This window comes from Microvirga sp. RSM25 (assembly GCF_044784385.1).
GTDB classification, from domain to species: Bacteria; Pseudomonadota; Alphaproteobacteria; order Rhizobiales; family Beijerinckiaceae; genus Microvirga; species Microvirga tunisiensis.
On the sequence record NZ_CP173039.1, the window covers coordinates 3,398,080 to 3,423,316 of the forward strand.

Annotated in this window: 22 protein-coding genes, 1 tRNA gene and 3 pseudogenes; 10 read left to right on the forward strand and 16 right to left on the reverse strand. The window is 63.7% G+C overall.

From position 1 onward, the window contains the following. Positions 1-8: 8 nt before the first annotated feature. From pheS to ACD578_RS16240, 5 genes are all read right to left on the reverse strand, one after another. Complete coding sequence (pheS, locus tag ACD578_RS16220) at positions 9-1,091, reverse strand: phenylalanine--tRNA ligase subunit alpha (protein WP_152711086.1); 1,083 nt, start codon at positions 1,089-1,091, stop codon at positions 9-11. A gap of 178 nt (positions 1,092-1,269) precedes the next feature. Then, the gene (gene rplT / locus ACD578_RS16225) at positions 1,270-1,638 is read right to left on the reverse strand and encodes a 50S ribosomal protein L20 (protein ID WP_213563827.1); all 369 of its coding nucleotides are present in this window, start codon (positions 1,636-1,638) and stop codon (positions 1,270-1,272) included. 44 nt (positions 1,639-1,682) lie between these two features. Next, entirely contained in the window at positions 1,683-1,883 is a 201-nt protein-coding gene (gene rpmI / locus ACD578_RS16230) for a 50S ribosomal protein L35 (protein ID WP_109598789.1), read from the reverse strand. Between the two features lie 201 nt (positions 1,884-2,084). Further along, on the reverse strand, positions 2,085-2,606 hold the full coding sequence (gene infC / locus ACD578_RS16235) for a translation initiation factor IF-3 (RefSeq protein ID WP_244627052.1): 522 nt from the start codon (positions 2,604-2,606) through the stop codon (positions 2,085-2,087). 135 nt (positions 2,607-2,741) lie between these two features. Beyond that, positions 2,742-3,956, reverse strand: coding sequence for a glycosyltransferase family 4 protein (locus tag ACD578_RS16240; RefSeq protein WP_404286564.1), 1,215 nt, complete (start codon positions 3,954-3,956; stop codon positions 2,742-2,744). A 100-nt stretch (positions 3,957-4,056) separates the two neighbouring features. On the opposite strand from ACD578_RS16240, the gene ACD578_RS16245 reads away from it, so the two are divergent. Beyond that, on the forward strand, positions 4,057-4,812 hold the full coding sequence (locus tag ACD578_RS16245) for an alpha/beta hydrolase (protein WP_404286566.1): 756 nt from the start codon (positions 4,057-4,059) through the stop codon (positions 4,810-4,812). A 24-nt stretch (positions 4,813-4,836) separates the two neighbouring features. Here the strand turns inward: ACD578_RS16245 and ACD578_RS16250 are convergent, their stop codons facing one another. From ACD578_RS16250 to argH, 3 genes are all read right to left on the reverse strand, one after another. Next, positions 4,837-5,103 (reverse strand): DUF1150 domain-containing protein, encoded by a 267-nt coding sequence (locus tag ACD578_RS16250; RefSeq protein ID WP_152711095.1) that lies wholly within the window; start codon positions 5,101-5,103, stop codon positions 4,837-4,839. Between the two features lie 25 nt (positions 5,104-5,128). After that, complete coding sequence (locus ACD578_RS16255) at positions 5,129-5,563, reverse strand: Hsp20 family protein (RefSeq protein ID WP_404286568.1); 435 nt, start codon at positions 5,561-5,563, stop codon at positions 5,129-5,131. Between the two features lie 173 nt (positions 5,564-5,736). Beyond that, positions 5,737-7,101, reverse strand: a complete 1,365-nt coding sequence (gene argH / locus ACD578_RS16260; RefSeq protein ID WP_404286570.1) for an argininosuccinate lyase — start codon at positions 7,099-7,101, stop codon at positions 5,737-5,739. 242 nt (positions 7,102-7,343) lie between these two features. On the opposite strand from argH, the gene ACD578_RS16265 reads away from it, so the two are divergent. The 6 genes and pseudogenes from ACD578_RS16265 to ACD578_RS16290 all read left to right on the forward strand — a co-directional run bounded on the left by ACD578_RS16265 (position 7,344) and on the right by ACD578_RS16290 (position 13,667). Beyond that, complete coding sequence (locus ACD578_RS16265) at positions 7,344-8,939, forward strand: ABC transporter substrate-binding protein (protein WP_404286572.1); 1,596 nt, start codon at positions 7,344-7,346, stop codon at positions 8,937-8,939. Between the two features lie 22 nt (positions 8,940-8,961). Then, a pseudogene (locus tag ACD578_RS16270) lies at positions 8,962-10,004 on the forward strand (ABC transporter permease). Further along, complete coding sequence (locus ACD578_RS16275; protein WP_404286574.1) at positions 10,004-10,936, forward strand: ABC transporter permease; 933 nt, start codon at positions 10,004-10,006, stop codon at positions 10,934-10,936. The pseudogene ACD578_RS16270 and the gene ACD578_RS16275 overlap by 1 nt, the downstream one beginning before the upstream one ends. Continuing rightward, positions 10,933-11,768, forward strand: a pseudogene (locus ACD578_RS16280) (ABC transporter ATP-binding protein). The gene ACD578_RS16275 and the pseudogene ACD578_RS16280 overlap by 4 nt, the downstream one beginning before the upstream one ends. A gap of 15 nt (positions 11,769-11,783) precedes the next feature. Further along, the gene (locus tag ACD578_RS16285; RefSeq protein WP_404286576.1) at positions 11,784-12,563 is read left to right on the forward strand and encodes an ABC transporter ATP-binding protein; all 780 of its coding nucleotides are present in this window, start codon (positions 11,784-11,786) and stop codon (positions 12,561-12,563) included. A gap of 36 nt (positions 12,564-12,599) precedes the next feature. Then, a complete protein-coding gene (locus tag ACD578_RS16290) occupies positions 12,600-13,667 on the forward strand; it encodes a dipeptidase (protein WP_404286578.1) in 1,068 nt (355 codons plus the stop codon). Between the two features lie 314 nt (positions 13,668-13,981). On the opposite strand, the gene ACD578_RS16295 is transcribed toward ACD578_RS16290, so the two are convergent. From ACD578_RS16295 to ACD578_RS16310, 4 genes are all read right to left on the reverse strand, one after another. Next, a complete protein-coding gene (locus ACD578_RS16295) occupies positions 13,982-14,821 on the reverse strand; it encodes an ABC transporter permease (protein WP_404286580.1) in 840 nt (279 codons plus the stop codon). 5 nt (positions 14,822-14,826) lie between these two features. Beyond that, positions 14,827-15,696 carry an ABC transporter permease gene (locus tag ACD578_RS16300; protein ID WP_404286582.1) on the reverse strand — a complete coding sequence of 290 codons (870 nt, stop codon included), beginning with the start codon at positions 15,694-15,696 and terminating at the stop codon, positions 14,827-14,829. Further along, a complete protein-coding gene (locus ACD578_RS16305) occupies positions 15,693-16,778 on the reverse strand; it encodes an ABC transporter ATP-binding protein (protein WP_404286584.1) in 1,086 nt (361 codons plus the stop codon). The genes ACD578_RS16300 and ACD578_RS16305 overlap by 4 nt, the downstream gene beginning before the upstream one ends. Before the next feature lie 176 nt (positions 16,779-16,954). Next, on the reverse strand, positions 16,955-18,028 hold the full coding sequence (locus tag ACD578_RS16310; protein ID WP_404286586.1) for an extracellular solute-binding protein: 1,074 nt from the start codon (positions 18,026-18,028) through the stop codon (positions 16,955-16,957). A 167-nt stretch (positions 18,029-18,195) separates the two neighbouring features. Here ACD578_RS16310 and pip point away from each other — a divergent pair, with 167 nt between their 5' ends. Then, the gene (pip, locus tag ACD578_RS16315; RefSeq protein ID WP_404286588.1) at positions 18,196-19,140 is read left to right on the forward strand and encodes a prolyl aminopeptidase; all 945 of its coding nucleotides are present in this window, start codon (positions 18,196-18,198) and stop codon (positions 19,138-19,140) included. Between the two features lie 229 nt (positions 19,141-19,369). Here the strand turns inward: pip and ACD578_RS16320 are convergent, their stop codons facing one another. Then, positions 19,370-20,155 carry a 3-hydroxybutyrate dehydrogenase gene (locus ACD578_RS16320; RefSeq protein WP_404286590.1) on the reverse strand — a complete coding sequence of 262 codons (786 nt, stop codon included), beginning with the start codon at positions 20,153-20,155 and terminating at the stop codon, positions 19,370-19,372. 185 nt (positions 20,156-20,340) lie between these two features. On the opposite strand from ACD578_RS16320, the gene pxpB reads away from it, so the two are divergent. Both pxpB and ACD578_RS16330 read left to right on the forward strand, forming a co-directional pair. After that, the gene (gene pxpB, locus ACD578_RS16325; protein ID WP_404293900.1) at positions 20,341-21,102 is read left to right on the forward strand and encodes a 5-oxoprolinase subunit PxpB; all 762 of its coding nucleotides are present in this window, start codon (positions 20,341-20,343) and stop codon (positions 21,100-21,102) included. Further along, complete coding sequence (locus tag ACD578_RS16330; RefSeq protein ID WP_404286592.1) at positions 21,099-22,133, forward strand: biotin-dependent carboxyltransferase family protein; 1,035 nt, start codon at positions 21,099-21,101, stop codon at positions 22,131-22,133. Before pxpB ends, ACD578_RS16330 begins: the two co-directional genes overlap by 4 nt. A gap of 38 nt (positions 22,134-22,171) precedes the next feature. On the opposite strand, the pseudogene ACD578_RS16335 reads toward ACD578_RS16330, so the two are convergent. The 3 genes and pseudogenes from ACD578_RS16335 to ACD578_RS16345 all read right to left on the reverse strand — a co-directional run bounded on the left by ACD578_RS16335 (position 22,172) and on the right by ACD578_RS16345 (position 25,106). Further along, positions 22,172-24,371, reverse strand: a pseudogene (locus ACD578_RS16335) (malate synthase G). Positions 24,372-24,565: 194 nt separating this feature from the next. Then, positions 24,566-24,641 (reverse strand) — tRNA-Ala (locus tag ACD578_RS16340). Positions 24,642-24,722: 81 nt separating this feature from the next. Further along, entirely contained in the window at positions 24,723-25,106 is a 384-nt protein-coding gene (locus tag ACD578_RS16345) for a TIGR02300 family protein (RefSeq protein ID WP_162003353.1), read from the reverse strand. Positions 25,107-25,237: the final 131 nt, after the last annotated feature.

Sequence of the window (25,237 nt, forward strand, 5' to 3'; positions counted from 1 at the left end):
CTCTCCGCTTAGGAAGTGAGGCCGCTGACGAGGCTCGGGATGTCGAGCGGGCGGAAGCCGTAATGGTTCAGCCAGCGCACATCGGCCTCGAAGAAGGGACGCAGGTCCGGCATGCCGTATTTGAGCATGGCGATGCGGTCGATGCCCATGCCCCAGGCAAAGCCCTGGTACTCGTCCGGATCGAGCCCGCAATTGCGCAGCACGTTCGGGTGGACCATGCCGCAGCCCAGGATCTCAAGCCAGTCGGTGCCTTCGCCGAAGCGGATCTCGCCGCCCTTGCGCGAGCACTGGATGTCGACCTCGGCGGAAGGCTCGGTGAAGGGGAAGAAGGACGGGCGGAAGCGCATCTTCACCTGCTCGACCTCGAAGAAGGCCTTGCAGAACTCCTCCAGGATCCACTTCAGGTGCGCGATGTTGGCCTGCTTGTCGATGACGAGGCCTTCCACCTGGTGGAACATCGGCGTGTGGGTCTGGTCCGAGTCGTGACGATAGGTCCGGCCGGGGATGATCACCCGGATCGGCGGCGCCTTGGACATCATCGTGCGGATCTGGACCGGCGAGGTATGGGTGCGCAGCACCTTGCGCTCGCCCTTCTCGTCGGGAGCGAGGAAGAAGGTGTCATGCATCTCGCGGGCCGGATGGCCCTCGGGGAAGTTGAGCGCCGTGAAGTTGAGGTAATCCGTCTCGATGTCCGGCCCCTCGGCCACGGAGAAGCCCATATCGGCGAAGATCGCCGTCAGCTCCTCGATCACCTGGCTGATCGGGTGGATGCGGCCTCGGCTCTCGGGCGCTTCGGGCACGGGAAGCGTCACGTCAATGCGCTCGGCCGAGAGCCGGGCCTCGAGAGCAGCTTCTGCGAGCGTGTCCTTCTTGGTCGTAATAGCGCCCTGCACCTTGTCGCGCAGGCCGTTGATGAGCGGTCCGCGTTCCTTGCGCTCCTCGGGCGTCATGGTGCCGAGGGTCTTCAGGAGTTCGGAGACGGAGCCCTTCTTGCCGAGTGCGGAGACGCGCACGGTTTCCAGGGCCGCTTCGTCGCCGGCGGCTTCGACCTGGGTGAGCAGGTCACGTTCGAGTTGATTGAGATCGGTCATCGGTCCCTTGCCAGATGCAAGCGCTTTGAGTGAAGCGCGGCGCGGGAGCCGTCAAGTCTTCCGAGCCGCGTAATGGCGATCGACAGCCTTCGGGTCGTCAGCGCGGATGGTCTCGGAGAAGAGGGAGTAAGGCGGTGCGGCTGACGGTTCAGCCGCACCGAAGCTAGTCTATCCGACCTTAGGCAGCCTGCTGCGGCAGGGCGGCCTTGGCGCTCTCCACGTAAGCGGCGAAAGCCGCCGGCTCGTGGATGGCCAGTTCGGACAGGACCTTGCGATCGACCTCGATCCCAGCCTTGCCGAGACCGTCGATAAATCGGGAATAGGTCAAGCCATGCATACGGACGGCAGCGTTGAGGCGCTGGATCCAGAGAGCGCGGAAGGTGCGCTTCTTGTTGCGACGGTCACGAGTGGCATACTGCATGCTCTTCTCGACCGCCTGCTTGGCGATACGGATGGTGTTCTTGCGGCGGCCGTAGAAACCCTTGGCTGCCTTGAAAACCTTCTTGTGCTTGGCGTGGGCGGTAACGCCCCGTTTGACGCGGGCCATTTAAAAAACTCCTTCAAAATCAGGGATGTGGTGGAAGAACCGCCTTAGCCGTTCGGCAGGAAGTACTTCTTCACGTTGTACGCATCACCTTCGAACATGGTCGTGGTGCCGCGCAGGTTGCGGATCTGCTTCTTGGTCCGCTTGATCATCCCGTGGCGCTTGCCGGCCTGGGCGTAAACGACCTTGCCGGTGCCAGTGATCTTGAAGCGCTTTTTCGCGCCAGACTTCGTCTTCAGCTTGGGCATTTGGCTCTCCTTTGGACAGGCTTCCGGAGCGGCTTGAACCGCACCTTGGCCTTTTCATTGCTGCATTGAGCAAAACGAACCGCCACGGCAGCCCTAACAGCCGGGCGGTTCAATGAAGGGCGGCTTATGGCAGAAGCCCGCCCAAAAAGCAATGGCCGCCGGTACCCCGACGGCCATGAATTTCACTGTACCGGGAGCCTCTTAGCGCGGCGCCAGGACCATGACGACCTGACGGCCTTCGAAGTTCGGCTCCATCTCGACCTTGGCGAGATCGCCCACATCGGCTTTGACCCGGTCCAGAACCTTCAGGCCGAGGGATTGGTGCGCCATCTCGCGACCGCGGAAGCGCAGGGTGATCTTCACCTTGTTGCCTTCCTCGAAGAAGCTCTTCATCGCCTTCATCTTGACCTCGTAATCGTGGTCATCGATGCCGGGGCGCAGCTTGATTTCCTTGACCTCGACCGTCTTCTGCTTCTTGCGCGCCTCGGCGGCCTTCTTCTGCTCGAGAAAGCGGAATTTGCCGTAATCGAGGATCTTGCAGACGGGAGGAGTTGCGTTCGGCGAGATCTCCACGAGATCAAGGCCTGCCTCTTCGGCAACCTTGAGGGCATCGAAGAAGGGCACTACGCCCCGGTTCTGCCCTGCATCGTCGATCAGCTGCACGTCGCGAACACCGCGAATGTCTCGGTTGGCGCGCGGTCCGTCCTTTTGCGGCACCGGCATGGCTCTCATTGGTCTGCGAATGGCTCGTATCTCCTGTTAAGGGCTAGGCCGAGAATGGGAGACCCTAAGGGACTCCTGTTGGTATGCTCAGCCTTGCCACGAATGAATCGACATTTCGCGCAAATGCGCGGGAAGTCAACTTGTTCTATGGGTAAAACGGCCCTCCAAGAGGGACGAATACACATCGAGGGTGCTCGAAACCATGCGCTCGAGCGAGAAATGACGCTCCACATGGGACCGGGCCCTGGCCCCCAGGGCGATCCTGGCGCTGGCACCCAAATTCAGCGCCGCCCCGACCGCTTCGGCCAATGCATCGGCGTCTCCGGCCGGAATCCGCCAGCCTGTCCGCTCGTGCGGCGGTACGGCCGGCGGGGCCAGAACCGTCTCGGGCACGGCCCCGAGATCAGACACGACGACCGGCGTTCCCATGGCCTGCGCCTCCACGGCCGAGCGCCCGAAGGCCTCCGGCTCCGTCGACGGCACGGTGACGACGGAAGCCGCCAGGAAGGCCGCCGGCATGTCGGTGCAATGGCCGACCCGGCGCACGATGCCCTTCAGCTTGCGCGCCGCGATCAGGCTGTCGAGATCCTTCACGTAAGAATCCCTCCCCTGCGGATCCCCGGCCAGGATATAGGCCACGTCGGTGAGGCCTGCATCGCGCAGCTTGGCCGCCGCTTCGATCAGCACCTTCTGGCCTTTCCAGCCGGTCAGCCGAGCCGCGAGCAGCACCACCCGTTCGTGCGGAGCCACCTCCCAGGCCTTCCTCAAGGCCTCGATCCGCTCCGGCGCGATGGCCTGGGGCGAGAAGATCGAAAAATCCGTTCCCCGGTGGATGACGCGGATCCGGTCCGCGGACTGGGGATAGACCGAGCGGATCAACTCGCCCGTGTAATGGGAATTGGCGATCACCGCATCGCCCCGTGCCATCACGGAGTTATAGAGGACCTTCACCGAAGAACGGCCGGAATAGCTGCCGTGATAGGTGGTCACGAAGGGGATGTTAAGGGAGCGCGCGGCCCCAAGGCCTACCCAGGCTGGCGCCCGCGAGCGGGCATGCACCAGGGAGACCCGCTCGTTGTGGCAGATCCGGGCGAGCTTTCGCACGTTGACGAGCATGGAGAACGGGTTCTTCGTCGCCGCCGGGAACGGGATCCATACGCCGCCCTTGGTCTGGAGCTCACCGACGAGTCGTCCGCCCTCCGTGGCCACAAGGGCACGGGCCCCGGCATGGATCAGGCCTTCGGCAATATCGACGGTGGTGCGCTCGGCTCCGCCGGCTTCGAGTTCCGGCACGATCTGAAGGATGGTCCGGCCCTCCAGCGGATGCACATGAGAGGACGGAAAAGCCATCCCTCCGCCGGGTCGTGTTGAAAAACTCACGGATATAAGAGCCTTCTCAAAAGAATCGTCTAGAAACGGTTGCTTCAAAGCAGTTGAGGATGAGTTAACCATGCCGCAAAGCGTCACGGCTGGCCAGGATGCCCGCCCCATCGCCGTGTTGTCCCGCGAGGGCAAGGGTCCCCCCGTCGTCTGGCTCGGCGGCTTCAAGTCCGACATGCGTGCGACCAAGGCGACCGCCCTCGATGACTGGGCTGCAGCGAACGGCCGCGCCTTCGTGCGCTTCGATTATAGCGGCCATGGCGAATCGGGAGGAGCCTTCGAGGACGGGACCATTTCCCGCTGGCTCGAGGATGCGGTGACCGCGATCGAGCGGTTCGTCGACGAGCGTCCAATCTTCGTCGGCTCGTCCATGGGGGGCTGGATCGGTCTGCTGGCGGCCCGGCATCTCATGGACAAGCGGCCTCAGATTGCTCCCGTGGGGATCGTCCTCATCGCCCCGGCGGTCGACATGACCGAGCGGCTGATGTGGGACCGTTTCCCCGAGGATCTCAGGAAGAGCGTGCAGGAGACTGGCGTCTACCACCGGCCCTCGGCCTATTCGGACGATCCCTACCCGATCACCTGGAAGCTGATCGAGGACGGACGCAAGCACCTCCTGCTCGACCAGCCGATCCAGACCGGCTGCCCGGTTCATATCCTTCAGGGCATGGAGGATCCCGACGTACCCTGGAACCATGCGCTCCAGCTTGTCGAGCACCTGCCGGGAGACAGCGTGTCGCTGACCCTGATCAAGGACGGCGACCACCGGCTCTCCCGGCGCGAAGACATCGAACGCCTGATCGCGGCCGTCGAAGCGATTGCCTGAGAAATCTTCAGAAAGGGGTGAGCCTTAATGCAGGCTCACCATGGTCAGATCATGCGCCCAGGCATTGGCGATGGCCGCATCGTGATTGTCGGTCAGCAGAATGGGCTCGCCGCTGGCAGACAGAAGCGCGAACAGCCGCATGCCGGGCTGAAGCTTGGGGGCCTGCGGAAACAGCCGGGCAACCTCATCGGCTTCCACTGGCTTTACATAGGCCACCTGCCCCAGACCGAAATTCGCCAGCTCGGCAACGTCCAGAGCCGGCTCGGCATGATTCTTGATATCGAAGTTCATGGACATCTCCTTTTTGCGGATGCCGTTACACCTTGTCCGACCCAATGATGTCGATCTTGCGGACGATCCGTTCCGGCTCCGGCCGGACGAGATCGATCGACAACAAACCGTTGGACAAGTCCGCGCCCATGACCTCCATGCCATCGACAAGGAGGAAGGTGCGCTGGAACTGACGGGCGGCGATGCCGCGATGAAGGAAGTGCCTTGTCTTGTCGTCGGACTGGCGCCCCCGGATAACGAGCTGGCTCTCCTCAAGGGTCACCTCCAGCTGGTCCCGGGTGAATCCGGCGACGGCCAAGATGATGCGGAGACGCTCGGGGGCGTGTTCGGTGCGAGCCAGACGCTCGATATTGTAGGGCGGATAACCGTCTCCTGCCGCCTTAGCGACGCGGTCGAGCGCCTGCTCGATCTCATCGAAGCCTAACAGGAACGGGTGCCCAAAGGGCGACTGACGCGACATGTTCGAAGCCCAAGGTTAGAGGCACTTCGGTGGTTTTGAGCCCGCTGATGCGGCACTCAAGTGGCCCCGGAAGGAGCCGCTGTCAGCAATATGGCGACGGCACCCTGCCCTATCAAGGCCCTGCCAGATCGCGCCGGCAGGGGTTCAAGATCGAGGGTTAACGGAAGGACAGTTCAGACCCGCTCGCGCCACCAGGCGACCTGCTCACCCACGCGGACGGGCGACGTTCCGCCGAAGCTCGTGCGAGAGCGGACGGAGTTCTCGACGCCGAGCACATCGTAGATGCCCTGATGGATCTTCGGCTCGACGGCCTGCATGACCTCCAGGGGAAGTGCCTCGAGGGTGCAGCCGCGCTTCTCCGCCTCCGAGACGATCCGCCCCGTGACGTGATGGGCATCGCGGAAGGGAATGTTGAGGCTGCGCACGAGCCAGTCGGCCAAATCGGTCGCCGTGGAGAACCCAGCTCCGGCCACCGCTGCCATGCGCTCCGGCACCGGCTCCAGGTCCTGGATCATGCCGGTCGTCGCGGCGAGCACGATTTCGAGGGTGTCGGCGGCGTCGAAGAGCGGCTCCTTGTCCTCCTGGGTGTCCTTCGCATAGGCGAGAGGCAGTCCCTTCATGACGGTCAGCAGGGACACCAGCGAACCGACGACCCGTCCGCTCTTGCCGCGCACCAGTTCGGCGGCATCCGGATTGCGCTTCTGCGGCATCATGCTGGAGCCGGTGGTCCAGCGGTCCGGCAGGCGGACGAAGCCGAACGGAGCCGACATCCAGATGATAGTTTCTTCCGCCAGACGTGACAGATGCATGGCGCAAATGGAAGCCGCCGCCATGAACTCCAGAAGGCTGTCCCTGTCCGAGACGGTGTCCAGCGAATTGCGGGTCGGCCCGTCGAAGCCGAGCGCCTTGGCGGTCATGTGCCGGTCGATGGGGAAGGACGTTCCTGCGAGCGCACCGGCGCCGAGCGGGCACTCGTTCAGGCGCCTGCGGGAATCCTGGAAGCGGCTGCGGTCGCGGCCGAACATCTCCACATAGGCCATGAGATGATGCCCGAAGGTCACCGGCTGGGCGCTCTGGAGATGGGTGAAGCCCGGCATCACCGTGGCGGCATGGGCCTCGGCCTTGTCGAGGAGAGCTTTGATCAGGATGGTCAGCTGCTCGTCGGTCCGGTCGTGGGCCTCGCGCACCCAGAGGCGGGTATCGGTGGCGACCTGATCGTTGCGGCTGCGGGCCGTATGCAGGCGGGCCGCCGGATCGCCGACGATCTCGCGCAGCCGGCTTTCCACGTTCATGTGGATGTCTTCGAGCGCCGTGGAGAAGGTGAACGAGCCGGACTCGATCTCGCCCAGGACCCGCTGGAGCCCCTGGTGGATGGCGTCCCGGTCGCTCTCGGCGATGATCCCCTGCTTGGCCAGCATGGTGCTGTGGGCGATGGAGCCCTGGATGTCCTGAGAGGCCAGTCGCTTGTCGAAGCCGATGGAGGCGTTGATGGCTTCCATGAGCGCGCTGGGCGAGGACGAGAACCGCCCGCCCCACATGGTGTTGGCACCCGATTTTTGGCTTCTTCAGACACTGTCGTTCATCCGGAAAGAGGGTCGGAGAGCCTTTGCCACAATTTGCCCCTCAAGGCCAACCCGGATCGCCGCCTGCCCTCCCTTTGGGCACCGTGCGCAATGTTTGCCAGTTTAAAACCAGTTGCTAGAACTCGACATCGCTTGTGTGATTTGCATTCATACTGGCGCAACAACAAGCGCTCCCAGCGCTGCAAGGGAACTGGCCAATGAAGCGACTTCCGAAATTCCTCCTATCCGCAGCCATGGTGGCGACCATGGCGACCTCCTTCTCCGCAGTCATGGCGGCGACCCCGCCGGATACCCTCGTCCAGGCCTGGCAGAGCGACGACATCATCTCGCTGGATCCGGCAGAGGTGTTCGAGCTGAGTGCCTCCGAGATCCTGGGCAATACCTATGAGCGCCTGATCACCTACGATATCAAGGACGTGTCCAAGATCTCCGGGCAGGTTGCCGAGTCCTGGACCGTTTCTCCGGACGGCAAGACCTATACCTTCAAGATCCGCCCGAACCGGAAATTCGCCTCCGGCAATCCGATCACCGCCGAAGACGTGGTCTACTCGCTCCATCGTGCGGTAGCGCTCGACAAGTCCCCGGCCTTCATCCTGGGACAGTTCGGCTTCACGAAGGACAACGTGAAGGACAAGATCAAGCAGACGGGCCCGCTCGAACTCTCCATCGAGGTCGACAAGCCCTATGCTCCGACCCTGGTGCTCTACTGCCTCGGCAACTCGGTCGCCTCGATCGTCGACAAGAAACTGGTCGTCCAGAACGAGAAGGACGGCGACTGGGGCTATAACTGGCTGAAGACCAAGTATGCCGGCTCCGGCCCGTTCATCATGCGCGACTGGAAGGCCAATGAGGTCACCGTCCTAGAGCGTAACCCGAACTACGAGAAGAAGACTCCGCTCGCCCGCATCATCTACCGCCATATTAAGGAGACCGCGAGCCAGCGCCTGCTGCTCGAGAAGGGCGACATCGACGTGGCCCGCAGCCTGAACCCGGAAGAGATCACTGCGATGTCCAAGAATCCGGACGTCAAGGTTCAGAGCGCTCCCAAAGGAACGATCTACTATCTCGGCCTGAACCAGAAGAACCCGAACCTGGCCAAGCCCGAGGTTCGTCAGGCTCTGAAGTACCTCGTGGATTACTCGGCCATCGCCGACACGATCATGAAGTACAAGGGCGACGTTCACCAGAACTTCCTGCCCAAGGGCTTCCTCGGCGCCGAGACCAGCAACCCGTACAAGCTCGATGTCGCCAAGGCTAAGGAGCTTCTCGCCAAGGCCGGCCTGAAGGACGGCTTCTCGGTGACGATGGACACCCGCTCCACGGCTGAGATCACGGGCGTCGCCCAGGCGATGCAGTCGACCTTCGCTCAGGCCGGCATCAAGCTCGAAATCCTGCCGATGGATTCGAAGCAGGCTCTGACCAAGTACCGCGCCCGTCAGCACGATATCTATATCGGCAACTGGGGCTCGGATTATCAGGACCCGAACTCCAATGCCGACACCTTCGCGGCGAATGACGACAACTCGGACAACGCGAAGGCCAAGCCCCTGGCGTGGCGCAATGCGTGGGATCCGGGCCCGCTGACCGCAAAGACCCGCGCTGCCGTCATGGAGCGTGATGCGGAGAAGCGCGCACAGATGTACAAGGAACTGCAGAAGTCGGTTCTCGACGACAGCCCGTTCGTGATCTTCCTGCAGCAGACCGAAGTCGCTGCCGTGCGCAAGAACGTGGACTACTTCGTCCTCGGCCCGTCGTTCAGCGACAACGACATGTCACAGGCGAAGAAGAACTGAAATCTCGATGGTCTCAGCTGTCATGAACCGGAGCGGAGGGCATGCAAGTGCCCTCCGCTCCTCCCTTAAGAACGTCGCCCAGTTCGTCATCGTCCTGGCGACGACGCTCCTCGGCCTTGCCGGCGTCACCTTCTTCATCGGCCGCGTCGTGCCCATCGATCCCGTGATCGCCATCGTGGGCGATCGGGCCCCCCACAGGTTTACGAACGCGTCCGCCAGGAACTCGGTCTCGACCTGCCGCTGGTGCAGCAGTTCTGGATCTACCTGAAGAAAGCCGCGACCGGCGATTTCGGCAATTCGGTTCTCACCACCAATCCGGTGATGATGGATATCGCCAACACATTCCCCGCAACGCTGGAGCTTGCCACCCTCGGCACGCTAATCGGCGTCATCCTCGGTATCCCGCTCGGCATCCTCGCCGCCGTCAAGCGCGGCAGCTTTATCGACCAGTTCGTGCGCGTACTGGGCCTTGCAGGCTACTCTATCCCGATCTTTTGGCTCGGCCTCATGGGCCTGCTGGTCTTCTATGCCAAGCTCGGCTGGGTCGCAGGGCCAGGCCGCATCGACGTGACCTATTCCTATCTCTATACGCCGGTCACCAACATCGTGCTCCTCGACACCGCCATGCAGGGTCAGTGGGATGCGTTCTGGGATGCAGTCTCGCACATCATCCTGCCCGCCTGCCTGCTTGGCTATTTTTCGCTGGCCTATATCAGTCGCATGACGCGTTCGTTCATGCTCAACGAGCTGGCGCAGGAATACGTGATCGCAGCGCGTGTGAAGGGCCTGTCCGAGATGCGCGTGATCTGGCGCCATGCCCTGCGCAACGCGGCCGTGCCGCTCATCACGGTGATCGCCCTGTCCTATGCCAATCTGCTCGAAGGCTCAGTACTGACTGAGACGATCTTCGCATGGCCGGGGCTCGGCCAGTACATCACCAATTCCCTGCAGAACGCGGACATGAATGCGGTGCTGGGCGGAACCCTCGTGATCGGGACCGCCTTCGTGCTGCTCAATCTCGTCTCCGATCTGCTCTATCGCTTGCTCGATCCGAGGACCCGTTGATGGCCGGCGCCCCTCTCGCTGAACAACCCGCAGGCCTTCGGGCCTGGCTGCTCTCAGCCGAACCGCATTCCCGCTGGCAGGCCCGGCTCGGCCGCTTCTATCTCGGCTGGCGCGCCTTCTCCCGGAACCCGCTCGCGGTGGTCGGCCTCGGCATCGTCATCCTGCTGATCCTCGTGGCGATCTTCGCCGCTGTCATCGCGCCCTATTCGCCGGTCGCGGGCGGGGACCTGCGCACGCAACGCCTGCTGCCGCCGAGCGAAACCTACTGGTTCGGCACGGATGACCAGGCGCGGGACATCTTCTCCCGCGTGGTCTACGGCTCTCGCATCACGCTCTTCGTCGTGGTGCTGGTGGCCCTGATCGCGACCCCTATCGGGCTTCTGGTCGGCACCGTCTCCGGCTATCTCGGCGGATGGGTCGACACGGTTCTGATGCGGATCACCGACATCTTCCTCGCCTTCCCGCGCCTGATCCTGGCGCTGGCCTTCGTGGCGGCCTTGGGTCCCGGCATCGAGAACGCCATCATCGCCATTGCGATCACATCCTGGCCGCCTTATGCCCGCATTGCGCGCGCCGAGACGCTGATGATCCGCAACAGCGATTTCATCGCGGCCGTGAAGCTGCAGGGCGCATCGACGCCGCGCATCATCCTGGGGCATGTGGTGCCGCTGTGCCTCTCATCGCTCATCGTGCGCGTGACGCTCGACATGGCGGGCATCATCCTGACGGCCGCGGGCCTCGGCTTCCTCGGTCTCGGCGCCCAGCCGCCGATGCCGGAATGGGGCGCGATGGTCGCCACCGGCCGTAACTATCTCATCGACCAATGGTGGGTCGCCGCCATGCCGGGCCTGGCCATCTTCGTGGTGAGCCTCGGCTTCAACCTGCTCGGCGACGGCCTGCGTGACGTTCTCGATCCGAAGGCAGCCAAATGACGAAGCCGCTTCTCGACGTCGAAGATCTGCGCGTCCGCTTTCATCTGCGCACCGGCATTGTGGAAGCGGTGCGCGGCGTGTCCTTCCAGCTCGGTCGCGAGCGCCTCGGCATCGTGGGCGAGTCGGGCTCGGGCAAGTCGCAGACGGGCCGCGCGATCCTGGGCCTCACCCCTCCCCCGGCGAGGTCACGGCCAAGCGCCTCGCCTTCGACGGGATCGACCTGCTCACCGCCTCGAAGCGCACCCTGCGTACCTTGCGCGGCGGGCGCATCAGCATGGTGATGCAGGATCCGAAATATTCGCTGAACCCGGTCATGACGATCGGCGAGCAGATCATCGAGGCCTATCAGGCGCATGCCCGGGCCGGCCGCGGGGAAGCCCGCGACAAGGCGCTTGCCATGCTGGAAGCGGTGAAGATGCGCGATCCCGGCCGCGTGTTCTCGCTCTACCCGCACGAGGTGTCGGGCGGCATGGGCCAGCGCTCCATGATCGCCATGATGCTCGTGACCGATCCCGACCTGCTCATCGCCGACGAACCGACCTCGGCGCTCGACGTGACTGTGTCGATGGAGGTGCTGCGCATCCTCGACGAACTCGTCACCGAGCGCGGCATGGGTCTCATCTTCATCTCGCACGACCTTAAGCTCGTCTCCTCCTTCTGCGACCGGGTGCTGGTGATGTATGCCGGCCGCGTGGTCGAGGAGCTGGAGGCGAAGAACCTGCGCGAGGCGAAGCATCCCTATACGCAGGGGCTGATGCGCTGCCTGCCGACGCTCGCGAACGACGTTCGTCCGCTTCCCACCCTGAACCGCGACCCCGCCTGGGCGCTGTGACCGGTGAAAGATCCGATGCTCGATATCCAGAATCTTCAAGTCGTCTTCGGCACCGGCCGGCTCAGGGTCGATGCGGTCAAGGACGTGAGCTTCCACGTGGAGCCCGGCGCGGCCTATGGGCTCGTCGGCGAATCCGGCTCAGGCAAGTCGACCGTGCTGCGCGCCATCTGCGGCTTGGCGCCGATCACCAGCGGACGTGTGCTCGTCGAGGCCAAGGAAGTCACCACGCCGCGCGGCAAGGCCTTCTACCGCACGGTGCAGATGGTGTTCCAGGACCCTTACGCCTCGCTCCATCCGCGCCATACGGTCGATCGCACGCTCTCCGAACCGCTCGCCATTCACGGCGAGAAGGATGCCGAGGCGCGCATTCTCCAGGCCCTGCGCGAGGTGGGCCTCGGCCCCTCCTTCCGCTTCCGCTATCCGCACCAGCTCTCGGGAGGCCAGCGTCAACGCATCGCCATCGCCCGTGCGCTGATCCTGCGCCCGAAGGTTCTGCTGCTCGACGAGCCGACCTCGGCGCTCGACGCGTCCGTGCAGGCGGAGATCCTGAACCTACTCGACGATCTGCGCCGCAGGCTGGGGCTGACCTATATCCTGGTCAGCCACGATCTCGCGGTTGTAGCCCACCTGTGCGAGCGTCTTCTGGTCATGCGCCATGGCGAGGCCGTCGAAGAGACGACCTCGACGGCCCTGCGCTCGGGCGCGGCCTCGAACGATTACACCCAGTCCCTGATCCAGGCGAGCCAGGGCTTTACGAGAGATGCGAAACAGCCGACACAAGCTCTGGTCGGTTGAACTTCAATTTAAATCCTAACCGTTTGGCACGAATCCATGTCCCGCTCTTCCCTGATGCCCGTCTTCGATGGCCACAACGACGTCCTTCTCCGCCTCATGCGCGGCAAGATCCAGCCGGAGCAGGCTTTTCTGGAAGGCGACAACATCGGACACCTCGATTGGCCGCGCATGAAGGAAGGCGGCTTCGTCGGCGGATTCTTTGCCGTCTACGTGCCGTCCGACAGCGTCGGCGTCGATGTGGACGCGCTGATGACGCAGTCACGCTATGACGTGCCCCTGCCCGCGACGCTGGCGCTGGCGCCGAGCCAGCAGGTCACCCTGCACATGGCCTCGCTGCTCATCCGCATCGAGCGCGCCTCGAAGGGCGAGGTGAAGATCTGCCGCACGGCCGCCGACATCCACCAGTGCATCGACAACGGCAGACTCGCGGCCATCCTGCACATCGAGGGTGCGGAAGGCATCGATCCCGACCTGCACATGCTGGACGTGCTCTATGAGAGCGGGCTGCGCTCCATCGGTCCAGTCTGGAGCCGCCCCAACATCTTCGGCCACGGCGTGCCGTTCCGCTATCCCTCGTCGCCCGACACCGGTCCCGGCCTGACGGATCGCGGCCTTGAGCTGGTGCGCGCCTGTAATCGCCTGAAGATCATGATCGATCTCTCGCACCTGAACGAGAAGGGCTTCTGGGACGTGGCGCGCCTCTCGGATGCGCCGCTCGTCGCCACCCATTCCAATGCGTGGGAGATCTGCCAGCACTCGCGCAACCTGACCGACAAGCAGCTCGCCGCCATCCGCGAGAGCCGCGGCATGGTGGGCGTGAACTTCGCCACCTCCTTCATCCGCCCCGACGGCCAGCGCAACGACGACACGCCGCTCGAAGAGATGATCCGCCACATGGATCACCTGATCGCGCATGTGGGCGTCGACGGCGTCGGTCTCGGGTCCGATTTCGACGGCGCCACCATCCCGGCGGAGATCGGCGACGTGCGCGGCCTACCGCGCCTCGTCGAGGCCATGCGCCGCCACGGCTACGACGAAGCGACCCTGCGCAAGCTCTGCTACGAGAACTGGGTGAACGTGCTGGAGCGCACCTGGGGACGGTGAGGCTGCTGGGCGGAGCATCTGCCAATCGTCATCCCGGAGCTGCGAAGCAGAACCCGGGATCGTTTGACGAGAATGGTCCCTGAGCCTCAACACAGTCCTTCCCACGCAGGCGGGAATCCATGGCCGTCGACGGTGCCAGATGAAACAGCCCCGTGGTCATGGATCCCCTGCCCTCGCTACGCTCGCCGGGGTGACATCCAGACCATCATGGCCGGCCTTGTGCCGGTCATCTCGATACGAAACAGCGCAGCGTTTCAGATGATCGGGATGATCGGGATCACCGGCACAAGGCCGGTGATGACGAGGAAGATAACTTACCGCTCCGCCTTCGCCGTCAGCGCAAAGATGCTCGCGATCCCGCCGACGCCGAGCATCAGCAATAAGCTCACCGCGTTGATGGCCGGCGTCGCGCCCTCGCGCATCTGCCCGTACATGGTGATCGGCAGCGGGGCGTCGGATCCGACGAGCATCAGCGTCGTGTTGAAGTTCTCGAACGACATGAGCAGAGCCACGAGCCCTGCCCCGATGAGCGCGGGGCTCAAGAAGGGCAGCGTCACGGTGCGCAGCACCCGCGCCCGGCTCGCACCGAGATCGAAGGCGGCTTCTTCCAGAGACCGGTCGAATTTGCGCAGACGGGCGGCGATGATGAGCGTCGAGATCGTGAGGATGAAGGACAGCTGTCCCAGGATAACGAGCGGCAGGCCGGGACGCAGGAAATCGAGATCGGTCTGAAGCCAGTCCTCGAGCCCGTTCGCCACCCGGGAGAAGAAGGCGAGGATTGAGATGCCGAGCACCACGCCGGGAATGACGAGCGGCCAGAGCATCATCATTGCAAGAACCGTCTTGCCGCGGAATTCGGCCCGCTCCAGCACCCAGGCATTGACGGTGCCGAGGAGGACGGCGAGCAGGGCCACCGGCACGGCGACCTTGAAGCTGTTGCCGATGCTGTCGAGCCAGATCGGGTCCGTCAGCACGCCGGGCTTGCCGAAGACGGTGCCGGACCCGGTGAACCATTCGAGCGTGAAGCCGCGCCAGGGCGGCGACGGGAACGGGCTCGCATTGAAGGCGAAGATCGCCACGATGAGCAGCGGCGCGAACAGGAAGATGTAGAATGCCGCGATGTAGAGCTTCCAGGCGATGGTCGGTCGGTTCATGGACTTCAAGCCTGCTTCAAGGTGGTGCCGAGGCTCTGGCCGGTGAGGCGCAGGCCCAGCCACACGATGGCGGAGGAGAGCAGCAGGAGCAGCATGCCGAAGGCTGCCCCTTGGGGCCAGTTGAAGCGCGTGATGAACTGCGCGTAGATCTGCTCGGTGAACCACAGGCCGTTCTTGCCCCCGAGCAGCACCGGGGTCGCGAAATTGCCGACCGTCAGCATGAACACGATGATCGAGCCTGCGACGATGCCGGGCATCGCATGGGGAATGACGATGCGGCGCAGGACGGTCCAGCGGCTGCCGCCGAGATCGAAGCCGGCTTCGACCACGGAGGGATCGAGGCTCTCCAGCGCATTGGCGAGCGGCACGATCATGAACAGCAGCCCGCCATAGACGAGGCCGAGGATCACGGCGCCGTCGTTATAGAGGAGTTCCACCGGCTGGTCGGCAAGACCGACGGCCCGCAGCATATAGGAGATCACACCGGTCTCGCGCAGCAGCATCATCCAGCCGAGCGTCCGCACGAGTTCCGACACCCAGAACGGCAGCAGGCAGAGCAGCAGCAGCATCGCCTTCATGCGGCCCTGGGCGACGCGGGCGATGTAGAGCGCGATCGGAAAGGCGAGCACGAGGGTGAGAGCCGTGACCAGGATCGACATGAAGGCGGTGCGGGCGAAGGTGCGCCAGTAGAGCGGCTCGGTAAAGAATTCGAGGTAGTTGCCGAGGCCGAAGGCATAGACCCGCGGCGCCACCCGCTCGCTGAAGGACAGGATGAGGATCTCCACATGCGGCAGCACGATGAGGAGCCCGAGCCACAGGATCGCCGGAGCGAGCAGCAGGAAGAGCGTGAGGCGCTGCGCCGGCTTCGTCATCATGCGGCAAAGACCTTCATGGCGTCCGCCGTCCAGCCCACATGGATCGGCGCGCCGACCTCGATGCCGGCGAGCGGCCCGGCCTGCGGCAGCACGGCGCGCACGGGCTGTTCGAAGCCGAGCGTTTCAATGAGCAGGCTGGAATTGGCGCCGTCGAATAGAACGGCCGACACCCGCCCCTCGAAGCGGTTCGGCAGGTCGCGCAACGCCGGCTGGCTCGGGGCCAGAGCAATCGCTTCCGGCCGTACGAATGCGACGGCCGCCTTCTGCGGAACACGGCCCGTCCCTTGTGTCACCATTCCCGAGGGAAGTTGCAGGGCAACGGTTCCATCGGACGACGCCATGATCTCGCCCTGCCAGCGATTCGTCTCGCCGACGAAGCTCGCCACGAAAGGCGTGGCAGGGTTGTGATAGAGCTCGCGCGGGCTTCCCACCTGCTCGAACCGACCTTGATTCATCACGGCGATGCGATCGGACATGACGAGCGCTTCGGACTGGTCGTGCGTAATGTAGGCGAAGGTGGTGTTGAACGTGCCCTGCAGCTGCTTCAGTTCGATCTTCATGTGTTCGCGCAGCTTGAGATCGAGCGCGCCGAGCGGCTCGTCGAGGAGTACGAGCGTGGGCTCGAGCACGAGGCAGCGGGCAATCGCCACGCGCTGCCGCTGGCCGCCCGAGAGTGCCGTCACGCGACGCTCGCCGAAGCCTTTGAGCCCGACGCGCTCCAGCATTCGGTTGGCGCGCTCCTCCGCGTCCGCGCGAGATACGCCACGGCAGGTGAGCCCATAGGCCACGTTCTCGCCCACGCTCATCATGGGAAAGAGCGCAAGGCTCTGAAACACCATGTTGACGGGGCGCCTGTTGGCCGGAACGCCGATCATCGATTGCCCGCGAATGCGGATGTCTCCGCTCGTCGGATGCTCGAACCCGGCGATCATGCGCATCAGCGTGGTCTTGCCGCAGCCGGACGGGCCGAGGATCGAGAAGAACTCGCCGGGAGCGACGCTGAACGTCACGTCATCGACGGCCGCATGGCTGCCGAAGCGCTTGGTGACATTGACGATGTCGAGATCGTTTGAAGAGGCCATGACGCTGCCGATACAAAAAGTCATCCCCCGGCAAGCGCATCATGCGGAAAAGTGGGGCCGGTTTTCCGCCCCGAACGATGCGCTATTCAGAATCGAGCATCGGATGGATCCCAAAAGTGGTGTCCACTTTTGGGTCCGATGCAGGCCGGGGGATGATAATACACGACGATGGGCTCTTACGAGCCGGCCTTCAGGCGGTCGAGGACCTTGCCCTCGATCTCCTCGATGCCGGCCGGTACGGCCGGATACCACTTGATATTGTCGATGGCGGCCTTCGGGAAGCTCTCGGCGAACTGATCCTTCAGCTTGCCCTGCATGAGCTTGTCGGCACCGTTCGAAGCCGTGAAGTTGCCGGCGGTCGCAGCGACCTTCGCGGCAATCTCGGGCTTCATGTTGAAGTTGATCCACTTGTAGGCGGCGTCGTCGTTGCGGCCCTTGGCGGGGATCGCGAAGGTGTCGACCCAGCCGAGCGCGCCGGACTTGGGCGCGATGAACTTGATGTCGGCATTCTCGGAGTTGAGCTTCCAGCCGCCCGTGTCCCAAGCCATGGCGGCCACCACTTCGCCGGAGCGGATGGCGTTGAGGAGCTGGTCCTTGCCGTCCCAGAAGAACTTTACGCTCTTCTTGCACTCGGCGAGCTTGGCGCCGACCTTCTCCATCATGGCGGTGTAGGCCTTCGGGTCCTTGTAGGACGCGAACGGGTCCATGCCGTTGGCGAACGCGAAGGCGATGAGCGCCGGCCGCTTGGCGCGGAAGCTGGCCTTGCCGGCAATCGCGGCATCGCAGAGATCATTGTAATCCGCGACCTTCGGGGCCGCCTTGGTGTTCACGATGAGACCGTCGGTGCCCCAGATGTGGGGAACACCGTAGACCTTGCCGTCGACGGTGGTGTTCTTCTTGGTCGCTTCCAGCATGGAGGCGATGAAGAGGTCGGACTTGAGCTTGGACAGATCGAGCGGCTTGTAGATGCCGAATTCCGTCTGCGGGCCGGCGATGCGGTCCTGGCTCGGCTGGACGAGGTCGAAGCCCGCACCCTGAGTGGCGCGCAGCTTGGAGATCATCTCCTCGTTGTTCGAGAGGGTGACCTCGACTTCGATGCCGGTCTCCTTGGTGAACTGCTCCATCACGTCTTTCGGAACGTAATCGGCCCAGGTCAGGAGCCGCAGCTTCTCGGCGGCTTCAGCCGAACCGACGACCATGAGAGCGGCAAGAGCCGTAGCCAGCTTCAGGCTGGCGCGTTTGGTCAACATCCTAGTCCTCCAATGTGGTTGGGCTTTTACCCGTGTTCCCCAGTTGCAAAACTATATGACAGTTGAACGACGCGCTAGAGGGTTCGAAGCCGGCTTAGGAATTCATAGGCTGGCTGACACGGCCTCCTCCCCCGGCTATGGATAGCTTCCTTTGCTGGAGCCCGAAGATGCGCACATTCTACCCCGAAATAGAACCTTATAATCACGGTATGCTGGACGTCGGAGACGGCCACAGGATCTATTGGGAATTGTGCGGCAACCCGCAGGGGAAACCCGTGGTTTTCCTTCATGGCGGCCCCGGCGGCGGCTGCACACCGACCCAGCGCCGGCTGTTCGATCCCGAAAAGTACCGCATCCTGCTCTTCGATCAGCGCGGCTGCGGACGCTCGACGCCTTATGCGAGCCTGGAAGCCAACACCACCTGGGATCTCGTGGCCGACATCGAGCGCCTGCGCACGATGATCGGTGTGGACAAGTGGATGGTGTTCGGCGGCTCCTGGGGCTCGACCCTGGCCCTGGCCTACGCCGAGACCCATCCGGAACGCGTGACCGAACTGGTGCTGCGCGGGATCTTCACCCTCCGCCGCGCGGAGCTGCTCTGGTATTATCAGGAGGGCGCTTCCTGGATCTTCCCGGACAAGTGGGAGGGTTTTCTCGCCCCGATCCCGGAGGAGGAGCGCGGCGACCTGATGGCGGCCTATCGCAAGCGCCTGATCGATCCCGATCCCGCCGTCCGGGCCGAGGCTGCGCGCGCCTGGAGCCTCTGGGAGGGGGAGACGATCACGCTCCTGCACAACCAGGAATACAGCGATCAGTTCGGCGATGAGCACTATGCCATCGCCTTCGCCAGGATCGAGAACCACTACTTCGTCAATGAAGGCTGGTTTGAAGAAGGGCAGCTCATCCGCAACGCCTATCGCCTGAAAGCCATTCCAGGCGTGATCATCCAGGGCCGCTACGACATCGCCACGCCGCCGAAGACGGCCTGGGAGCTGCACAAGGCCTGGCCCGAGGCCCAGTTCATCATGGTGCCGGATGCGGGCCATGCGGTGAGCGAGCCGGGCATCACGCATCATCTCATCGAGGCGACGGATGCGTTTGCGCGATTGTAGCGCCGAACCAAGCCGTCACCCCGGAGCTGCGTCACCGGAATCCGAAGCCACTCTCAAAACTCTCCCTGTCATGGCCGTCCCCGGACTTGATCCGGGGATCAGTCCCGGCCATCTCGATCAGGAGAAGCACCGCGCCTAACGTTCGGGATCACCGGCACAAGGCCGGTGATGACGTGAGAGGGCCACTCCGGCCGGAGCAAAGCCGAACGCGGGACGACGCTGGTGTAACTTACTTCGCCGTCCAGCCGCCATCCATCGACAGGTTGGCGCCGGACATCTGGCTTGCCGCATCCGAGCACAGGAACACGGCGAGCGCCGCCACCTGATCGACGGTCACGAACTGCTTGGTGGGCTGGGCCTCCAGGAGCACGTCGTTGATCACCTGCTCCTTGGTCATGTTGCGCGCCTTCATGGTGTCGGGGATCTGTTTTTCGACGAGCGGCGTCCAGACATAGCCGGGGCTGATGCAGTTGACGGTGATGCCGTCGGTGGCCACTTCGAGCGCCACCGTCTTAGTGAGGCCCGCGATGCCGTGCTTGGCGGCCACATAGGCCGATTTGAACGGCGAGGCTACAAGGGAGTGAGCCGAGGCCGTGTTGATGATGCGGCCCCATTTGCGCGCCTTCATGCCTGGCACCGCGGCACGGATGGCGTGGAAGGCGGACGACAGGTTGATGGCGATGATCTGATCCCACTTCTCGATCGGAAAATTCTCCACCGGGGAGACGAACTGGATACCCGCATTGTTGACGAGGATGTCGACGCTGCCGAATGTCCGCTCAGCAAGGCGGATCATCTCCTCGATCTCGTGCGGCTTCGACATGTCGGCCGGCGAATAGATCGCCTTGACGCCATACTCGCTCTCGATGCCGGCGCGCGTCTTCTCGATGTCGCCCGCATCGCCGAAACCGTTGATGACGACATTGGCGCCTTCCTTGGCGAAAGCCCGGGCGATGGCAAGGCCGATGCCGCTGGTCGAGCCTGTCACGACGGCTGTCTTGGATGTCAAAGTCATGATCTACTCCGTTCAAGCCTGGGCACCAGGCATCATCTTAGGGGAGGGATAGCACGAAGGGCGCTGCCAGGGTGAGCCTAGCAAAAAGAAGCATGGAAGGATGATCCCGTAGCAAGGCCCTCACCTGCTTCCGATGCATGGCCCATTGGATCGAGGCCCCGTTGCCGGATCGGCAGCAATATGAGATGCGGGATCTCTGGCTGTTCCGGATCGTCAACAGGTGCATCGTGCCGACACCGAAAATACTCCCCTGCGGCGACAGCGCCGTGACCATCGAGTTCGGCGATACGATCGATCCGGACATCAACGGCATGGTTCTCGCGCTGGACGATATTGTCCGGGCACGCGCCCCGGCCGGCCTGATCGAAACGGTGCCGACCTATCGCTCCCTCACCATCCAATTCGATCCGGTGGCGACCGATTATGACGCCTTGGTCAGGCTCCTGAACGAAGAAACGCAGAACCTGCCCCCTCGCAATGCCGTTGGCCGGCGCTGGCGTGTGCCGGTCGTCTACGGCGGCGAATACGGCATCGATCTCGAGGAGGTGGCGAGCCTCCACGGCCTGACGCCAAACCAGGTAGTCGAAATCCATTCGTCGGCCATCTATCGGATCTACATGATCGGCTTCCTGCCGGGCTTCACCTATCTCGGCGGCCTCGACAAGAGGATCGCCACGTCCCGCCGGCTCCATCCGCGGGCCAAGATCCCCGCAGGCACGATCATGATCGGCGGCGAGCAGGCCGGCATCGCGCCCATGGACATGCCGAGCGGTTGGCACAACCTCGGCCTGACACCCGTTCGTTCCTATGCACCGGGCCGCGATCCGGTCTTCCTGTTCGCGGCCGGCGACGAGATCGTCTTCGAGCCCGTCGACGCTTCGCGCTGGGAGGCGCTGGAGAAGGCGGCGCTGGCCGGCGAACCCGTCGCCGAGGAGGTGCATCCATGACAGATCTCGTGGTGAAATCCTGCGGCCCGATGACCAGCCTGCAGGATCGCGGGCGTCTCGGCTACCAGGGCTTCGGCGTCTCGCCCTCCGGTGCCATGGATCGCCGTGCGCTGGCGATGGCCAACGCTCTCGTCGGCAATGCCCCCGAGACGGCGGCCGTCGAATTCATGAATCTCGGTGGCGCCTTCATCTGCGAGGGCGGCGATCTTCACCTCGCGCTCGTCGGGGCAGGATGCGCCCTGAGCATCGATGGGGCACCTGTAGATCCTCAGACCTCTGTGGTTCTCAAGGAGGGACAATCTCTTGAAGTAGGGCATCCGCGGACCGGTACCTTCGCGTACCTCGCGGTGGCCGGAGGCTTCGCCGTCGAGCCGGAACTGGGGAGCCTGTCCTTCCACCTGCGCTCCCGGCTCGGCGGGCTGAAGGGAGCCCCCCTGAAGGCGGGGGACCGCCTTCCCTGCCGGCCTGAATCGCAGGATCGCGAGCCGATGCAGCTTGCCCTCGATCCACCGGAGGAGAGCGGCCCGATCCGCGTGATGATGGGGCCTCAGGACGATTACTTCACGCAAGAAACGATCCGGACGTTTCTGGAGAGCGAGTTCGCCATCAGCCCTCAAGCCGACCGCATGGGCTTTCAGCTCACCGGCCCGCGCCTCGAACATGCCAAGGGCTTCAACATCGTCTCGGACGGTATCGTGGACGGCCATATCCAGGTGCCGGGCAGCGGCCAGCCCATCGTGCTGATGCGCGACCGGCAGACGGCGGGCGGCTATCCGAAGATCGCAACGATGATCAGTGCCGACCTTGCCCGCTTCGCACAGATGCGCCCCGGTATGAGCGTACGCTTCAAGGCCGTGGAGCGGGATGAGGCCGTCGCCGCGGCGTGCCGCCTGAAGGAATGGATGGGGTCACTCCCCTCAAGCCTCACGCCCGTTCGCTTCGCCCTCACGACCGAGCATCTATTGAGCCGCAACCTGATCGGTGGCACGGTCGATGCGCTCGCTCCCGCAACAACCGATCCGAACGATTGAACGAAAAGGGCGCCGCACCGGCGACGCCCTCTCTCATACTATTTCGTTTTGACGCCGCTCTCCTCGCTGCGGTCCGGCGCCCCTGCGGCCTTCGCCTCGCGGCGGCGTTCGTGCAGGATCCATTCGGTATAGCCGTTGGGCTGCTCGCCCCCTTGAAGATCAGGTCGCAGGCGGCGTTCCAGGCCGGACCCTCGAATTTCGGCGTCATGGGACGATAGAGCGGATCAGCCGCATTCTGCCGGTCCACCACCTCCGCCATGCGGCGCAGGGTCTGCATCACCTGGTCCTTCGAGACGATGCTGTGGCGCAGCCAGTTGGCGAGGTGCTGGCTCGAGATGCGCAAGGTGGCGCGATCCTCCATCAGGCCGACATCGTGGATGTCCGGCACCTTGGAGCAGCCGACGCCCTGATCGATCCAGCGCACCACGTAGCCGAGAATGCCCTGGCAATTGTTGTCGAGCTCCTGCTGCACCGCATCAGGCGCCCAGTTCGACTGCGATACCGGAATGGTCAGGATGTCGGAGAGCTTCGCGCGCGGACGCTCCTTCAGCTCCTCCTGACGGACCTGCACGTCGATCTGATGATAGTGGAGCGCATGGAGCGTCGCTGCGGTGGGCGACGGCACCCAGGCGGTGTTGGCGCCGGCCTGAGGATGACCGATCTTCTGCGCCAGCATGTCGGCCATCTTGTCGGGCGCCGCCCACATGCCCTTGCCGATCTGGGCCTTGCCGGGCAGGCCGCAGGCGAGCCCCACATCCACATTGTTGTCCTCGTAGGCCTTGATCCAGGCGGTCGACTTCATGTCGTTCTTGCGGACCATGGGGCCGGCTTCCATGGAAGTGTGGATTTCGTCGCCGGTGCGGTCCAGGAAGCCCGTGTTGATGAACACGATGCGCTCGGACGCTGCCTTGATGCAGGCCTTGAGGTTGACGGAGGTGCGCCGCTCCTCGTCCATGATGCCCATCTTCAGCGTGTTGCGGGCAAGGCTCAACATATCCTCGACGGCGCCGAAGAGATCGTTGGCGAAAGCCACCTCGTCCGGACCGTGCATCTTGGGCTTCACGATATAGACCGAACCCGCGCGGCTGTTGCGGATCGGTCCCGAGCCCTTGAGATCATGGATGGCGATCAGCGAGGTAACGGCGGCATCGAGAATGGTCTCAGGAATCTCCTGGCCGTCCTCGTCCAGCACCGCGTCGGTGAACATGTGGTGGCCGACATTGCGCACCAGCATGAGGCTGCGCCCGTGCAGGCGCAGCTCGCCGCTGTTCGGCATGGTGTAGACCCGGTCCGGGTTGAGACGGCGCTCGACGGTGCGTCCCCCTTCTCGAAGCTCTCGACGAGGTCGCCCTTCATGAGCCCGAGCCAGGTGCGGTAAATCTGGACCTTGTCCTCGGCATCCACCGCCGCAACGGAGTCCTCCAGGTCCATGATGGTCGAGACCGCCGATTCCAGCACCACGTCGGCGATGCCGGCCGGATCGTCGGCGCCGATCGGATGCGAGCGGTCGATCCGGATGTCCAGGTGCAGGTTGTTGTGGCGCAGGAGCACGGAGGACGGATTGGCAGCCTCGCCCTGGTAGCCGACGAACTGGGTCGGATCCATGAGGCCGGTCTCGGTGCCGTCCTGCAGCGTGACGAAGAGGGCGCCGCCCTGATCGGCGTAGGCCACGGCATCCCGGTGGCTGCCGCTGGCCAGGGGCGCCGCCCGGTCCAGCACCTCGCGGGCACGCTCGACCACCTTGGCGCCCCGTGCCTTGTTGTAGCCGCCGGAGCGGGCGGCACCGTCCTCCTCCGGGATGGCGTCGGTGCCATAGAGCGCATCGTACAGGCTGCCCCAGCGGGCGTTGGCGGCATTGAGCGCGTAGCGGGCGTTGGAGACCGGCACCACGAGCTGGGGACCGGCGATGCGGGCGATCTCGTCGTCCACATGCTGCGTCCCGACGGAGAAATCCTCCGGCTCGGGCAGCACATAGCCGATGTCGCGCAGGAAGCGCTCGTAATCCGCCTGATCGAAGGCCTTTCCGGTCCGGGCGCGATGATACTCGTCGATCTGGGCCTGGATCTTGTCACGGACGGCGAGCAGATCGCGGTCGCGCGGCGCGAAATCCCGGACGAGCCCGGCCAAGCCGCCCCAGAAGACAGCACTCGACAGCCCCGTGCCGGCAATCGCCTCCCGCTCGATGAAATCGTGAAGAACCGGTGCAACCTGGAGGCCGTTCGTCTGGACGCGCGTCATCGTTCCCGCTTTCGGTGGCTAAAGGACACTGCCTTAGCTTAAGGCGCTGCGACTAAAAATGAAGATCGACAGCCCTTCGATGAGAAAAAGGATGAACGATCGGCCGGAATCCTATGCTTTAGAAGTAGATCCGGCTTCCCGGATAGGTTCTTGAAACAAAAAAGCCGCCTGAGCGGCGGCTGTTTTTGAGGAATTGGTGGAGCCGAGCGGGATCGAACCGCTGACCTCTTGAATGCCATTCAAGCGCTCTCCCAACTGAGCTACGGCCCCTTGAAAACCGCGGCATTTGGGGTGCCGCGGCGGTTTCTGTCTTCAGCAGAGGCGTCTCTATAGTCGCCTCCGATCCGAGGTTCAAGCCTCTTCGTCGTCTTCCAGATCGCTGTCGATCAGATCCGACACATCGTCGTCGCCCTCTTCCTCGTCCTCGAGGAAGGTGTCGTCATCGGGAGCATCATCGGCCACGTCGATATCGTCGTCGACCGGGACGTCCTTCTCGTTCTCGCCAGCCTCGACCTCGTCGAGGGAGACCATCTCCGGTCCGGTCGATTCGATTTCGGTCTCGTCATCGTCGGCGACAGCCGCACGGGCGACCACGGGGGCGGCGACCCGGCTCAGGGCGGTTGCCTGGAACACCGTGCCGCATTTCGGGCAGACCGCCGGGTCCCTGTTGAGATCGTAGAATTTTGCGCCGCAGCTCATGCACTGGCGCTTCAAGCCGAGTTCCGGTTTGGCCACGGGTGATTGCCTTTGGAAGTGAATGGTCGGGAACGCTCCGTTAGTCGTGAGGGAATGGCTTGTCAAATAGGAAATTGCAAGAATTGCAAGAGAGGGCGGACCTTGAGCCAGCTTGCGCGTGACGGCGGGAA